This is a genomic window from Mycobacterium sp. 050128 (genome assembly GCF_036409155.1).
In the GTDB taxonomy this organism is placed as follows: Bacteria; Actinomycetota; Actinomycetes; order Mycobacteriales; family Mycobacteriaceae; genus Mycobacterium.
Genome location: NZ_JAZGLW010000003.1, coordinates 200,175 through 213,610, shown reverse-complemented (window position 1 = coordinate 213,610; position 13,436 = coordinate 200,175). Strand labels below are relative to the sequence as shown.

At 66.3% G+C, this 13,436-nt stretch carries 14 protein-coding genes and 1 tRNA gene; 6 read left to right on the top strand and 9 right to left on the bottom strand.

Translation table 11 applies throughout. The features are described 5' to 3' along the window. The first annotated feature begins 26 nt into the window (after positions 1-26). A complete protein-coding gene (locus tag SKC41_RS21745) occupies positions 27-767 on the top strand; it encodes a maleylpyruvate isomerase N-terminal domain-containing protein (RefSeq protein ID WP_330979755.1) in 741 nt (246 codons plus the stop codon). 35 nt (positions 768-802) lie between these two features. On the opposite strand, the gene SKC41_RS21740 is transcribed toward SKC41_RS21745, so the two are convergent. The 5 genes from SKC41_RS21740 to SKC41_RS21720 form a co-directional block, all read right to left on the bottom strand. Beyond that, complete coding sequence (locus tag SKC41_RS21740) at positions 803-1,675, bottom strand: DUF732 domain-containing protein (RefSeq protein ID WP_330979754.1); 873 nt, start codon at positions 1,673-1,675, stop codon at positions 803-805. Between the two features lie 458 nt (positions 1,676-2,133). Further along, positions 2,134-2,379: a hypothetical protein gene (locus tag SKC41_RS21735; protein WP_239720107.1), complete on the bottom strand. Its 246-nt coding sequence runs from the start codon at positions 2,377-2,379 to the stop codon at positions 2,134-2,136. Positions 2,380-2,469: 90 nt separating this feature from the next. Then, positions 2,470-3,600 (bottom strand): glycosyltransferase, encoded by a 1,131-nt coding sequence (locus SKC41_RS21730; RefSeq protein ID WP_330980078.1) that lies wholly within the window; start codon positions 3,598-3,600, stop codon positions 2,470-2,472. 230 nt (positions 3,601-3,830) lie between these two features. After that, positions 3,831-4,541 (bottom strand): DUF2510 domain-containing protein, encoded by a 711-nt coding sequence (locus tag SKC41_RS21725; RefSeq protein WP_330979753.1) that lies wholly within the window; start codon positions 4,539-4,541, stop codon positions 3,831-3,833. 62 nt (positions 4,542-4,603) lie between these two features. Beyond that, complete coding sequence (locus tag SKC41_RS21720; protein ID WP_330979752.1) at positions 4,604-4,744, bottom strand: hypothetical protein; 141 nt, start codon at positions 4,742-4,744, stop codon at positions 4,604-4,606. A gap of 52 nt (positions 4,745-4,796) precedes the next feature. Here SKC41_RS21720 and SKC41_RS21715 point away from each other — a divergent pair, with 52 nt between their 5' ends. Beyond that, on the top strand, positions 4,797-5,639 hold the full coding sequence (locus SKC41_RS21715; RefSeq protein ID WP_330979751.1) for an SDR family NAD(P)-dependent oxidoreductase: 843 nt from the start codon (positions 4,797-4,799) through the stop codon (positions 5,637-5,639). 3 nt (positions 5,640-5,642) lie between these two features. Continuing rightward, the gene (locus tag SKC41_RS21710) at positions 5,643-6,248 is read left to right on the top strand and encodes a TetR/AcrR family transcriptional regulator (RefSeq protein WP_330979750.1); all 606 of its coding nucleotides are present in this window, start codon (positions 5,643-5,645) and stop codon (positions 6,246-6,248) included. 35 nt (positions 6,249-6,283) lie between these two features. On the opposite strand, the gene SKC41_RS21705 is transcribed toward SKC41_RS21710, so the two are convergent. From SKC41_RS21705 to SKC41_RS21690, 4 genes are all read right to left on the bottom strand, one after another. After that, positions 6,284-6,355 (bottom strand) — tRNA-Val (locus SKC41_RS21705). A 48-nt stretch (positions 6,356-6,403) separates the two neighbouring features. Further along, positions 6,404-6,865, bottom strand: coding sequence for a peroxiredoxin (locus SKC41_RS21700; protein ID WP_330979749.1), 462 nt, complete (start codon positions 6,863-6,865; stop codon positions 6,404-6,406). Further along, entirely contained in the window at positions 6,865-7,287 is a 423-nt protein-coding gene (locus tag SKC41_RS21695; protein WP_330979748.1) for a DUF3052 domain-containing protein, read from the bottom strand. The genes SKC41_RS21700 and SKC41_RS21695 overlap by 1 nt, the downstream gene beginning before the upstream one ends. Before the next feature lie 84 nt (positions 7,288-7,371). Then, positions 7,372-7,962, bottom strand: a complete 591-nt coding sequence (locus SKC41_RS21690; RefSeq protein ID WP_330979747.1) for a hypothetical protein — start codon at positions 7,960-7,962, stop codon at positions 7,372-7,374. Positions 7,963-8,134: 172 nt separating this feature from the next. Between SKC41_RS21690 and aceE the strand changes: the two genes are divergently transcribed. The 3 genes from aceE to SKC41_RS21675 all read left to right on the top strand — a co-directional run bounded on the left by aceE (position 8,135) and on the right by SKC41_RS21675 (position 13,418). Continuing rightward, on the top strand, positions 8,135-10,924 hold the full coding sequence (aceE, locus tag SKC41_RS21685; protein WP_330979746.1) for a pyruvate dehydrogenase (acetyl-transferring), homodimeric type: 2,790 nt from the start codon (positions 8,135-8,137) through the stop codon (positions 10,922-10,924). A gap of 107 nt (positions 10,925-11,031) precedes the next feature. After that, on the top strand, positions 11,032-12,357 hold the full coding sequence (locus SKC41_RS21680) for a PucR family transcriptional regulator (protein ID WP_330979745.1): 1,326 nt from the start codon (positions 11,032-11,034) through the stop codon (positions 12,355-12,357). 140 nt (positions 12,358-12,497) lie between these two features. Continuing rightward, positions 12,498-13,418: an ACP S-malonyltransferase gene (locus tag SKC41_RS21675; protein ID WP_330979744.1), complete on the top strand. Its 921-nt coding sequence runs from the start codon at positions 12,498-12,500 to the stop codon at positions 13,416-13,418. The last annotated feature ends 18 nt before the right edge of the window (positions 13,419-13,436 follow it).

Sequence of the window (13,436 nt, the reverse complement as noted above, 5' to 3'; positions counted from 1 at the left end):
CTTAATATTTGTGTAACGTGTCCGCCATGGCCGAAGCGATCGCGACCGGCGCGCACCGCCACCTGCGCTCCAGCGCCGACGCCGCGGCGGCGTACCGCCTCGTGCAGGGACGCGTCGATGCGCTGCTGCGGGGCCGCACCGACGTGTGCGAGCGCGCCGTGCCGGCCTGCCCCGCGTGGTCGATTCGCCAGACGGTGTGCCACCTGGCCGGCATCGCCCAGGACGCGGTCGCGGCCAACCTCGACAACGCGGGCACCGACGAATGGACCCAGGCCCAGCTCGACCGTCTGGCCGGCCACAGCCTCGACGAGGTGCTGGACCTGTGGGCGACGGCGACCGAGGCGGTCACCGAATTCTTGGCGGCGAGCCCGAAACTCGTTGGTGCCCAAGCAGTTTTCGATGCCCTCATCCACGAACACGACATCCGCGGCGCGCTCGCCGAACCCGGTTCTCGGACAGCGGATCCGGCGTTCGCCGTGGCCGTCGGATTCTTGACGACGATGATCGACCGGACCATCCGGCGCAATGCGCTTCCATGCCTGCAATTGACGACCCCGACCACGGGAACCACGCAGCTCGGCGACCCCGCCAAGGCGCCCGGCCAAATCGCGGTTGAGCTCAGCGATTTCGAGGCGCTACGCGTCTTCGGCGGGCGGCGCAGCCGTCGTCAGCTGGCGACCCTGCCCTGGGAAGGGGACGTCGCGGAGCTGCTGCCGATCTTCCACACCGTCGCGGTGCGGCCGCCCGCCGACGATCTCTGCGAATAGAGCGGGCTGCTGGTCGGGGTTGGCACTGCCCGGTCTCAAGGTGCGACCCTGATCAACCCCGGCTCCTTCGGTGGCGAAGTCGGCGGAGGCGGTGGCGCGGGCGGCGAGGGCGGCGGCAACTGTTGCGGAGGAGGCGGCGGCGGTTCCTGTGGCGGAGGCGGAGCCACTTGTTGCGGAGGAGGCGGCGGCTCCTGCGGCGCGGGCGGCAGCTGCTGCGGAGGCGCAGGCAACTGTTGCGGAGGCGGTGGCTCCTGTGGCGGAGGCGCAGGCAAACGTTGAGGTAACGGCTGCTGTGGTCGAGGCGGTGCCGCGATCGGCGGCGGTGGTGCCTGGAGGTGCGCCAAAGGCGGTGGTTCGGGAATCGTCGGCGGGTCCGGATCGGCGATCCCTGCGGGGCGAACAATTCCGATCAGCGAGACGGGCGCGCTGCCATGAACCTGAAAACCCGCCGGGTGAATGCCGTCGGCGGCCCGCCGGGTCGGCTCATTCCATCCCGCTTTGGGACGGGTGATGAGGACCGCGAGTTTGCTCTTGTCGTATGGGCAGTAGGCCCCGACTGCTGCAATGACGAAGCGCCCCTCGGTGCGTGTGAGGGGGCCGCGGGCGATCTGGCTCTGGGACGGATCATCGCTCACGGCATTGTCAACCAGAGTGTCCACAACGCGGTTCGCCGGCGTGCCGTTATCCAGTGCCTGACAAACCTTGTGAGCCGTCTCGACGAGGCTTGGCACGCCTGCCACGGCGGGGACGCCTTCATCATCGAGAAGCGCCAGAAATTTGTCGTCGTTTGGGTCAGCCGCTGCTGCACCGCCGCGCACTATTGCAACGCCGCCGAGCAACGCGATGGCGGCAATCGGAATGCCGACATAGCTGGTGATGCCATTGAATCGGGAGGTGCCGGTTAACATGAGAGGGCTTCCATTCTGCAAGAGCCCGTCCCGACGGACTTCGGATAATCACCTAGGCCGCAGGTGTGATCGCCTGCGGGTGTCGTCGTTGACGGGCGCCGGATCCGTCTCTCAGGAGACATCGGCAGTAGGCGTCGTCCGGCGAAGTCGCCGGTGCTCGGTATTCTGAGCGATGTGCCGCCGGGCAAACGGAGATGACGGGCGAAGTGAACTTCGTCCATCTCAATGCATCCCAGCAGCCGCAGGACGATGCGCCTGGCAATCGCACTGCCGCTGGCCAACGACATAGCAAGATCGTACCGCCGGCGCTCGGCGTTGGCTGACTGTGAGTACGAGCTGCGAAAGATGTTTTGCCGATTGTGAAACATCAACTGAACGAACGTCTTTCGAGCGGCGAATCGGCTGGTTAGGGTGCTATAACACCGGCACAGCGCGACGATCCCGCCGACGGAGACCCATCACCACGCGTCGTCGAGACCGTCGCGATCGTCGCCCGTCGCGCGCTCGGCGTCGGTCACCTGACGATCCGCTTCCTGAATCAGCTTGCGGACCTCGTTCATCAGCTCGCGCATGTCGGCGCGCAAGGCATCGACGGCGGCGTACAGATCGGCCTTGGTAGCCGGTTGATTCGCCGCCGACAGCGGCCCGACGCCAGGTGCCGTGTGGGCCGCACTGGCGCTCTGAGAACCGGGTACCTCGCTCACGCTCCCAGACAATGCCATACCCAGGCAAGCAGCGACAACGGAACGCCGCGTTATCCGAACGGCTACCGCGCATTCACCCGTCGTCGCGGCCTAGCCGCCCCGTCCTGCACCGGCGGCGTCCTCGAGAAGATCGGCTGCCCGCGCAACGCTTTCGGCGGGTGCGGTCGTGGTGGTCGCTAGCTCGCGGGCCCGCGCAACGCAGTCCGGCGCGAGAATCGAGCGCAGCCCCGCGATCAGCAAATCCGGAGTGGTGGACCAGAATTCGCGCCCGAAGCCGACTCCCAGCCGGGTGACCGCCGCCGCCCACACCGGTTGATCGTCGCCGGCATGCCACAGGATCAACGTCGGAACGCCGGCGCGCATCGCAGTGGCCGTGGTTCCGGCACCGCCATGGTGGACGACCGCCCGACAGGCCGGGAAAACCGCCGCATGATTCACCGCGTCCACCAACTTCACGTGACCGGCAGGTGCAATGCCGGGCGGCCCGCCACCGATCAACGCCCGCTCCCCCAACTGCGCACACGCCGCGGTGATCACGGCCACCGTCTCGGCGGGATTGGGCAGCGTCATGGCGCCGCCGAACCCGAAGTAGATCGGCGGCGTTCCCGCGGCGATCCACGACAACACCTCCGCGTCGGCGTCCGTCGGCAACTCCATCGTCAGTGCCCCGACGAAGGGCCGCCGCTTACCCCGTTGCGCCCATTCGGCGGCCAGCCCGGGAAAGCAGAACTCGTCATATGCCTGGATTTCCAAGGGTTCTCGCGCGGGCGCGGCGACGTCGGGCAGGCTCAGATCGCGACGTTGAGCGTTGTGCGCCTGCTGGGTCAGCTCCCCCATCAGGCCGCCCGGGATCGCGGGGTCGCCAGGGAAGAAATGCAATGCCGCATGCGGGATTCCGTAGTATTCCGCGACATTGGCGGCCACGCGTTGCTCGCCCTTGCCCGTCACCAGCAGGTCGGCCCCATTCGCCAGCGCCTTGAAGCCCGTGCTCCAGTCCGCCAGGATCTGGGTGACGCGCCGCACGACGTCGTCCACGCCGCCCAGCGGCGGCGGATTCGTGCCGAACGCGACCGCGGCAAGCCCCGTCGACTCGACGAAGCCGAGCATCCAGGGCGGGACCGCCAGGCACACGTCGTGACCCCGGCTGCGCAGCTCGCGAGCGAGCGCGGCGAATGGCTCGACATCGCCGCGAGTGCCGTAGCCGGCCAGCACGAACTTCACGGACACTCCTGCTAAGTAGTTGTTGTATTCGGAGAACACAACCGCATTGCCCTCGCTATCGCTAGCCAGCAGGTCCTGCTCGCGCGTGTCCTCGACCGAATTGACGACCAAACCGGCAGAGCCATTGGCACGCAAGTGCCTCTTGGCGATGAACGTGTCGGCGAGCATTCCCGTGACCACCCATCCGGCGAGCGCTGCGACCGGAACGCACCTCGACATGGGCTTCCCGGCTAGGGCTGAAAAGCAGGAAGAATAGAGCCGGAATCGCGAATCTCCCAGATGCTGTTCTTGCTCACGCCATCGAAGTTGATCTTGTTCAACGTTTCTCGCGAATACGTGAGGTCGATGGCAACGTGAGTTGCGGTATTGCCGTATGGATCGGTCATCGGGAAGGTGCCCTGAACATTCACGGCGGAAGCGTCCGGGTAGGTCGCTCGTGCGTATCGGAGAATGTCGATGGTGTCGTGCCGCGCACCGTCTTTGATCATCGTCTCGGTGTAATTGTCCCGAATGGCGAATCGGGCGTCGACGACGTCGCCATCCGGGCCGCGAGAAATGGCGAAGGCCACTCCGTCTGGCTTCTTGGGGCCGATCGGGGTCGGTGGCATCGCCTCGGTCAGTGTCGACGGTCCAGCCGCGCCCGGACCGCTCGACGACGACGTCGCCTGGCTGTCATTCCTATCGTCGAAACCCCAGCTTTTGCCGATGATGATGAGCAGACCGAGCGCGACGAGTGCCGCCACGGCCAGGGCCGCCTTTCTCGAGATGTCCTTCTTCGACGGGTCCGCGGGTGAGTCCTTGAGCGGCTCCGCGGCGAAAGCCCACTCGCTGGTCCACTGCCGGCCGTCGAAGTACCGCTGCAACCCATGGCCGACCCCGGCAGGGTCTGGGTACCATCCCGGCGCCGACTTGGGCGGGGGCGGCGCATGTTCAGATGACATGTTGCACCTTTGTGTAACGGTGCCCTTCCGGCTACCCGGCACGACGGCCACTCAAAACCATGCTAATGGTCGCGCGACATCACGCTGAACGGGACGAACATTGGTGGACGCGGCCTGCGCTGGCGATGTCGGCGGACGCGGCGGCAGGGCAGCACCGCGGGCAGCATGCGCACCATCCTGAGCTGGTTGACAGTGTCAACCATGGTGCCTACTCTGGTAGACAGTGTCAACCAGGCTCGGGAAACGGGAGCAGCCATGCAGACTAGAGCGACTGCGACGACGTCGGCGTTTGCGCGTCGCTATGGACCGTGGGCGCTTGTGACCGGCGCCAGCGACGGCATCGGCCGCGAGTTCGTCACTCAGTTGGCGGCACGAGGTCTGAATGTCGTTCTGGTGGCCCGCCGCGCGGCGATGCTGGAGGCCTTGTCCGCTGAAATCGTTGAGCAACAACATGTTTCGTGCCGTGTGGTCCCTTTGGACTTGTCGCAACCCCACTCAGTCGACCGGCTGGTCGCAGCAACCAGCGACCTCGATATAGGACTCGTCGTGGCAGCGGCCGGCTTTGGGACATCAGGGCGATTGATCGACGCACCTTTGACTGCCGAAGTCGAGCTGTTGACCGTGAATTGCGCTGCAGTACTTGAGATGACGTGGCACTACGGGCGCCGGCTTGCCGAGCGGGGCCGCGGTGGCATCGTCCTCATGAGCTCGTTGCTGGGTTTCGCCGGCGTTCCACAAGCCGCCAACTACGCCGCCACCAAAGCCTACATTCAAAGCCTCGCCGAGGGCCTGAGCCGAGAATTCGCCCCCAGGGGCGTCGACGTCATCTCGTCCGCGCCCGGGCCGGTGCACAGCGGTTTCGCGGCTCGCGCGAATATGCACATCGCCGCCGCGACGAAACCCGCGGTGGTCGCCCGCGCGACGTTGAACGCCCTGGGTCATCGCAGCACCACCCGGCCGGGCGGGCTGGCGAAGCTACTGGGCTGGTCCCTGTCGCTGCTGCCGCGACCGCTTCAGGTCCTGGTGTTGGCGCAGGTGATGAAATCGATGGCGGTCGACGCAGAAAAGCCGCAGCCGGCGCCCGCCTCGTTAATCTAGGTCGTGACCGCCAGCCAGTCAGACAACACTGCCAGCGCCCGTGAGGCCTACATCGTGGCGGCTCAGCAAGTGATCGCAGAGCGCGGTGTGGAGAATCTGAGCTTGCGCGAGGTGGCACGCAAACTCGGCGTCTCTCATCAGGCGCCGTACAAGCATTACCCCAGCCGCGACCATCTGCTGGCCGAGGTGATGCGCCGCTGCTTTCAACGGTTCGCCGAATATCTGGACGCCCGAGAGCATTTCGATGACCCCGGCGACGAATTAGCCTCGCTGGGACGCCGCTACCTCAGCTACGCCCAACAGCACCCATTGGAATATCGGCTGATGTTCTCCACCCCCTGGCCGGAAACGGCCGAAGGCCCCGAGTTGGTGCGTGACGCGATTCACGCATTTGACGTACTACGGCAAGCCTTGCGTCGCATCCACGGCCCCGCAACGTCGAGCTCAGATCAGGTTGACCTCGACGCGCTGTTCATTTGGTCATCGATGCACGGACTGGCCGGTGCGTTGAACGGCGACGTCGTCGGCAGACTGCAGTTGGCGCCGGATGTGCTCGACCGCGCCACCACCCATGTCATGCAACGCATCGGGCACGCGCTGGAGGATTGACGGTGGGCAGGAAGTGAGCCGCACCTCTGATTGGGTGGGCGCGGACGGTATCGAACCGCCGACCGCTGGTGTGTAAAACCAGAGCTCTACCACTGAGCTACGCGCCCTTCACGCCGGACGCAGGCTACACGCCCGTCGGCCAGGACCCCAAACCCTCAGGCCCGCAACGCGGCCAGCGCCTCGGTCCACAACCGCTGATCACGAGCCTCACCGGGCTCTTTCATCTCGGCGAACTGGATGATCCCGGACCGGTCGACCACGAACGTGCCGCGGTTGGGATAGCCGCCGTGGTCGTTGAACACGCCGTAGGCCTGGCAGACCTCGCCGTGCGGCCAGAAGTCCGAGAGCACCGGAAACAAGAAGCCGCTCTCGATGGACCAGATCTTGTGCGTCGGCGGTGGCCCCACCGAGATCGCCAACACCACACTCTCGTCGTTTTCGAATTCGGGCAGGTGATCCCGCAGCAAGTCCAGCTCACCCTGGCAGATCCCGGTGAACGCCAACGGGAAGAACACCAGCAGCACGTTCTTGTCGCCGCGATAGCTGCTCAGGGTGACGCGCTGCTGGTTCTGGTCACGCAGCGTGAAATCGGGGGCCGTCGTCCCGACGGGCAGCATTAACGCTTCCCGGCGCGCGACTTCGGTTGCACCAGCCGGCTGGCGCTCCAGTCCCCCAGGTTGACCGACGACGTCGGCATCAGGCCGGCGGTCGGAGCCGCTTCGGCGATCTCGGCCGGCAGCACGTGGCCGGGCTTACCGGTCTTGGGCGTCAGCACCCAGATCACGCCGTCCTCGGCCAGCGGGCTGATCGCGTCCATCAGGGTGTCCACCAGGTCACCGTCGCCGTCGCGCCACCACAGCAGCACGACGTCGACCACCTCGTCGGTGTCCTCATCGAGCAGCTCGGAGCCGCAGGCCTCCTCGACCGCCGCGCGGATGTCGTCGTCGGTGTCCTCGTCCCAACCGAACTCCTGGACAACCTGGTCTCGTTGGACGCCCAGCTTGCGAGCGAAGTTCGAGGCGTCATCCGCCGCGACCACCGTGGAACCTCCTTCAACAACAACCTGCGCGCCATGCGATTGGGGATTATCGTCGCACAGCCAAAAGCTGGTTCACACTCCGCCTCAGAAGGACGCCAGGCACAATTTCAGCGCCTTGGTCTTGGTGTCGTTGAGTTGGTCGACCCGACGGTTGAATTCACCGGTCCCCGCGTGGGTGCCGATCGCGTTGGCCACGCCGCGCGCGGCGTCGATGTAAGCGTTGAACGCGTCCTTCAGCTGGGCCGATAGCGCATCGTTGAAATTGTTGCTCACCGTGGAGGCGCTGTTGTTGAGGGCGTCGATGGCCGGGCCCTCGAACGGGCCGGTACCGCGGCCGCCGTTGAACGCCCCGACATAGGCGTTCACCTTGTCGATGGCTTCCTTGCTGGTGGTGGCCATCGAGTCGCACGAGCTGCGGATCGCCTTGGTGGTCAGCGATTGCTGCCGCTGAGACTCCCGGACGCTGGACGTCGCGATCGAGGCCGACACCGACGACGAGACCGACTGCCGGTAGGCGGGAGCGACCTTCGTGTCGGGTGTGGCCGTGCCGTTCGTGACGGTGGTGCACCCCACGATGCCCATCAGCGCGGTGGCGATGCAGCCAAGCGCCAGCACGCCACGCTTGGGGAACTGTCCCCCGCGCGTCCGAGGGACGACTTTCCATCCGGTGAGCACGGTTTCTGACGTTACCGGGTGGCGATTGCCGGTGCCGTCAACGCACCGAGGTTTCGTGTCGCCGCGTGATGTTCGCCAGCGATCCGATTGCGGCTACCCGCCCGAGGCGCCGGTACGGCACGATAGAGAGACCGACACCCGTGCAGGTAACCGCCGACAACAGGAGCGGAAGTTGACGACCGAGTTCGCGCGCCACGATCTGGCCAAAACCCCAAGCAATGGAAGCGAACCCGACCGCGTCCGGGTGATCCGAGACGGTGTCGCGTCGTATCTACCCGACATCGATCCCGAGGAAACGTCGGAGTGGCTGGAGTCTTTCGACGCACTGCTGGAGCGCTCGGGTCCGGCGCGGGCCCGCTACCTGATGTTGCGGTTGCTGGAACGAGCGGGCGAACAGCGGGTGTCGCTGCCGGCGCTGACGTCAACCGACTACGTCAATACCATCCCGACCGAGCTGGAACCGTGGTTCCCCGGCGACGAGGACGTCGAACGTCGCTTCCGGGCCTGGATCCGCTGGAACGCCGCGATCATGGTGCACCGCGCCCAGCGTCCGGGAATCGGTGTGGGCGGCCACATTTCGACGTACGCTTCGTCGGCGGCGCTCTACGAGGTCGGTTTCAACCACTTCTTCCGCGGCAAGGCGCACTCCGGCGGCGGCGACCAGGTGTTCATCCAGGGGCACGCGTCCCCCGGGATTTACGCGCGCGCGTTCCTGGAAGGCCGGCTGACCGCTGACCGCCTCGACGGCTTCCGGCAGGAGCACAGCCACCCGGGCGGCGGGCTGCCGTCGTATCCCCACCCGCGGCTGATGCCCGACTTCTGGGAGTTCCCGACGGTGTCGATGGGCCTGGGCCCGATGAACGCCATCTACCAGGCCCGCTTCAATCACTACCTGCACGACCGTGGCATCAAGGACACCGCGGATCAGCATGTGTGGGCATTCCTCGGCGACGGCGAGATGGACGAACCGGAGAGCCGCGGCCTGATCCAGGTGGCGGCCAACGAGGCGCTGGACAACCTGACCTTCGTCATCAACTGCAACCTGCAACGCCTCGACGGCCCGGTGCGCGGAAACGGCAAGATCATTCAGGAGCTGGAGTCGTTCTTCCGCGGCGCCGGATGGAACGTCATCAAGGTGGTCTGGGGCCGCGAGTGGGACGCCCTGCTGCACGCCGACCGCGACGGCGCGCTGGTGAACCTGATGAACACCACGCCCGACGGCGATTACCAGACCTACAAGGCCAACGACGGCGCCTACGTCCGCGACCACTTCTTCGGCCGCGATCCGCGCACCAAGGCGCTCGTCGAATCGATGACCGATTCGGAGATCTGGAATCTCAAGCGCGGTGGCCACGACTACCGCAAGGTCTATGCCGCCTACCGCGCCGCCGTCGACCACAAGGGACAGCCGACGGTGATCCTGGCCAAGACCATCAAGGGCTACTCGCTGGGCGCGCACTTCCAGGGCCGTAACGCCACGCATCAGATGAAAAAGCTTGCGATAGAAGACCTTAAGTATTTCCGCGACGCCATCCGGATTCCGATCAGCGACGCTCAACTCGAGGAAGACCCCTACCTCCCGCCCTACTACCATCCCGGACCCGACGCCCCCGAGATCCGCTACATGCTGGACCGGCGTCGCCAGCTGGGCGGCTTCCTGCCCGAGCGCCCGACGAAAGCCAAGGCACTCAAGCTTCCGAGCCGCGACATCTACGCCCCACTGAAGAAAGGCTCGGGGCACCAAGAGGTCGCCACCACGATGGCACTGGTGCGCACCTTCAAAGAAGTGATGCGGGACAAGGAGATTGGCCCGCGTATCGTGCCGATCATTCCCGACGAGGCCCGCACGTTCGGCATGGACTCGTGGTTCCCGTCGCTGAAGATCTACAACCGCCTAGGACAGCTCTACACGGCCGTGGACGCCGAATTGATGTTGGCGTACAAGGAAAGTGAGACCGGCCAGATCCTGCACGAGGGCATCAACGAGGCGGGCTCGACGGCGTCGTTCACGGCGGCCGGCACGTCTTACGCGACGCACAACGAGCCGATGATCCCGCTCTACATCTTCTACTCGATGTTCGGGTTCCAGCGCACCGGCGACGGCCTGTGGGCCGCGGCCGACCAGATGGCACGCGGATTTGTGTTGGGCGCCACCGCCGGTCGCACCACGCTGACCGGGGAGGGCTTGCAGCACGCCGACGGTCACTCGCTGCTGTTGGCCGCCACGAACCCGGCGGTCGTCTCGTACGACCCGGCGTTCGCCTACGAGATCGCCTACATCGTCGAGAGCGGGCTGGCGCGGATGTTCGGCCCGAACCCGGAGAACATCTACTTCTACATCACCATCTACAACGAGCCCTACGTACAGCCGGCCGAACCGCACAACCTCGATCCCGAGGGCGTGCTGCGCGGGATCTACCGGTACCAGATGGCCAGCGAGCGGCGCACCAACACCGCGCAGATCCTGGCCTCCGGGGTGGCGATGCCGTCGGCGGTGAAGGCAGCCGAGATGCTGGCCGCCGAGTGGGACGTCGCCGCCGACGTGTGGTCGGTGACCAGTTGGGGTGAGCTCAATCGCGACGGGCTGGCGATCCAGCAGGCTCAGTTGCGTTATCCCGACAAGCCGGCCGGCGTCCCGTACGTCACGAAAGCGCTCGAAGGCGCCGGCGGGCCGGTGATCGCCGTCTCGGACTGGATGCGGGGCGTGCCCGAGCAGATCCGGCAGTGGGTGCCGAACACCTTCGTCACGCTGGGCACCGACGGGTTCGGCTTTTCCGACACCCGCCCGGCGGCCCGGCGGTTCTTCAACACTGACGCGGAGTCGCAGGTGGTGGCGGTTCTCGAGGCGCTGGCCCGCGACGGCGAGATCGACCCGTCGGTGCCGCTCGCGGCGGCGCGCCAGTACAAGATCGACGACGTCCAGGCCGCGCCGAAGCAGACGTCCGACCCCGGCGTCGCCTGACCGGCGCGCCCTCGCCCGTCGGCCACGCCGCGCCCCCGTCCCGCCGAGCGGCCGACACCCGACCCCCTTTGGCGGAAAGTTCCATAAATCGGGCGTAGGTTTTAGGGGTGAATGACAATCCCTTTGCCGGCCCGTTCGCCAAGCATCCGAGGTCGCCGCTCGAAACCTTGGACACGGTCCCGGACTCCGTGCTGCGGCGGCTCAAGCAGTACTCCGGGCGGCTGGCCACCGAGGCCGTCAATGCCATGGGCGAGCGGTTGCCGTTCTTCGCCGAGCTGGAAGCTTCCCAGCGGGCCAGCGTGGCGCTGGTGGTGCAGACCGCCGTCGTGAACTTCGTCGAGTGGATGCAGGACCCACACAGCAACGTCAGCTACACCGCGCAGGCCTTCGAACTGGTGCCCCAGGAGCTCACCCGCCGCATCGCATTGCGCCACAGCGTGGACATGGTGCGGGTGACCATGGAGTTCTTCGAAGAGGTCGTGCCGCTACTGGCCCGCTCCGAGGAGCAGCTGACCGCCCTGACGGTGGGCATTTTGAAGTACAGCCGCGACCTGGCGTTCAGCTTCGCCTCGGCCTACGCGGACGCGGCCGAGGCTCGGGGCAGCTGGGACAGCCGGATGGAGGCCAGCGTCGTCGACGCGGTGGTGCGCGGCGATACCGGCCCCGAGCTGCTATCCCGCGCGGCCGCGCTGAACTGGGACACCACCGCGCCGGCGACGGTGGTGGTCGGCACCCCGGCCCCCAGCCGCGACAACACCAACGGCGAGGTCGCCAGCGAACGAGCCAGCCAAATCGTCCGCGACACCGCCGCTCGTCACGGCCGCAATGCCCTCACCGACGTGCACGGCACCTGGCTGGTGGCCATCGTGTCGGGGCAGTTGTCGCCGACCGACAAGTTTCTGGGCGATCTGTTAAGCGCATTCGCCGAAGGCCCCGTGGTCATCGGGCCCACCGCACCGATGCTGACCGCGGCTTATCACAGCGCCAGCGAGGCGATCTCCGGCATGAATGCCGCCGCGGGCTGGGCCGGTGCACCGCGGCCCGTGCACGCCCGGGAGCTGCTGCCGGAACGTGCCCTGATGGGCGATGCCTCGGCCATCGTCGCGTTGCACACCGACGTGATGGGACCCCTGGCCGACGCCGGGCCCACTCTTATCGAAACTCTTGACGCTTACTTAGATTGCGGCGGCGCGATTGAGGCCTGCGCGCGCAAGTTGTTCGTTCATCCAAACACCGTGCGCTACCGACTCAAGCGCATCACCGACTTCACCGGGCGTGATCCCACTCAGCCACGCGATGCGTACGTGTTACGAGTCGCCGCGACAGTCGGCCAACTCAACTACCCCACCAACCCCTCTAGTGTTGGTAACAGCCCGGCAACGGCGGTTCCGCTGCCGGTCAGAGGAGGTTCTGCGGCGTCATCCGTGCGATAGTGATCCAGGCAACAGATCGCGGCACGGTATCGAATACGTAGCTTGTGGAGCGGTTTTGTGGAGTACCTACAAAAACCTAAGACGAGGTTCATAATCTGTTACACCCGCTAAAACCGTTTCCACAGTGTTCTCTTAGACACGTGATTGCATTACTCGCGCCCGGACAGGGCTCGCAGACTGAGGGAATGCTCTCGCCGTGGCTGGAATTGCCGGGGGCGACCGAGCAGATCACTCTGTGGTCCAAGGCCAGCGGCCTGGACCTCGTTCGGCTGGGCACCACCGCATCGAACGAAGAGATCACCGACACGTCGGTCACTCAGCCCCTGGTCGTCGCGGCCACCCTGCTCGCACACCAGGAGCTGACCAAGCGCGACGTGCTCGCCTCCCAATACGGCTCAGAAGACCTCATCGTGGCCGGTCACTCGGTCGGCGAGATCGCGGCCTACGCAATCGCCGGTGTAATGGCCGCCGATGACGCCGTCGCCCTGGCCGCCACCCGTGGCGCCGAGATGGCCAAGGCGTGCGCCGCCGAGCCGACCGGCATGTCCGCGGTGCTGGGCGGGGACGAGACCGAAGTCCTGGCCCGCCTCGAGCAGCTGGACCTGTTCCCCGCGAACCGCAACGCCGCCGGCCAGATTGTCGCCGCGGGTCCGCTGACCGCGCTGGAAAAGCTCGCCGAAGACCCGCCGGCCAAGGCCCGGGTGCGCGCTCTCGGCGTGGCCGGAGCGTTCCACACCAAGTACATGGCGTCCGCTATGGAGGGCTACGCCGCCGCCGCGGCCGCCATTGCGACCGCCGAGCCCACTGCCACGCTGCTGTCCAACCGCGACGGAAAGCCGGTCGCTTCGGCGGCGGAGGCGATGGAAACGCTGGTCGCTCAGTTGATCCAGCCGGTGCGGTGGGACCTGTGCACCGCAACGCTGGCTGAGCACGATGTCAAAGCGATTGTGGAGTTCCCGCCCGCGGGCACTCTCGCCGGCATCGCCAAGCGTGAACTTCGGGGGGTAACGGTACGTGCCGTCAAGTCGCCCGCAGAACTGGACGCGCTGGCTGACATCTGACAGCAGCCGCGGCCAGTA

What these genes read in the sequence shown, in the direction of transcription:
- SKC41_RS21715 (WP_330979751.1), top strand. Translation starts at nt 4,797, where the DNA reads ATGCAGACTAGAGCGACTGCGACGACGTCGGCGTTTGCGCGTCGCTAT.
- SKC41_RS21745 (WP_330979755.1), top strand. Translation starts at nt 27, where the DNA reads ATGGCCGAAGCGATCGCGACCGGCGCGCACCGCCACCTGCGCTCCAGC.
- SKC41_RS21740 (WP_330979754.1), bottom strand. Translation starts at nt 1,675, where the DNA reads ATGTTAACCGGCACCTCCCGATTCAATGGCATCACCAGCTATGTCGGC.
- SKC41_RS21700 (WP_330979749.1), bottom strand. Translation starts at nt 6,865, where the DNA reads ATGCTGCCCGTCGGGACGACGGCCCCCGATTTCACGCTGCGTGACCAG.
- SKC41_RS21725 (WP_330979753.1), bottom strand. Translation starts at nt 4,541, where the DNA reads ATGTCATCTGAACATGCGCCGCCCCCGCCCAAGTCGGCGCCGGGATGG.
- SKC41_RS21720 (WP_330979752.1), bottom strand. Translation starts at nt 4,744, where the DNA reads ATGGTTGACACTGTCAACCAGCTCAGGATGGTGCGCATGCTGCCCGCG.